Raw genomic sequence first — 383 nt, forward strand, 5'->3', positions numbered from 1 at the left:
CAGAAAGGTCGGGAAGACTTTCATGGCAAACATGGCAATAAAAGTAATGATTGCCAGCAAAAAAATCAGGCCCGACAAGGAGACACCCTGCTGTTTCGCCAGATTGACCGGTTTCGATCCGTACATAGTAAATCCCTTTGACGTTAGTGAATGCTGCCGATGCGGCCAAGACTGCCCAGGTTCATCCAGACAAAAAACGCCTTGCCCACGATATTCTTATTCGGGACGAAGCCCCAATAACGGCTGTCGGAGCTATTGTCCCGATTATCGCCCATCATAAAGTAATTGCCGGGAGGTACGATACAAGTAAATTTATCGACGGTATAGGTGCAACCTTCCCGGTTCGGGAAGTTCTTGACCTGGTCCAGGTTGTAGACAGCCTT

Annotated in this window: 1 protein-coding gene; it reads right to left on the minus strand. The window is 48.6% G+C overall.

All coding sequences use genetic code 11. The features are described from left to right. Positions 1-143 precede the first annotated feature (143 nt). The coding region (gene lepB, locus F1735_RS34360; RefSeq protein ID WP_167241531.1) for a signal peptidase I at positions 144-383 on the minus strand (240 nt) is incomplete at its 5' end.

It is taken from the genome of Massilia genomosp. 1 (assembly GCF_011682185.1).
Taxonomy (GTDB): Bacteria; Pseudomonadota; Gammaproteobacteria; order Burkholderiales; family Burkholderiaceae_D; genus Telluria_A; species Telluria_A rubra.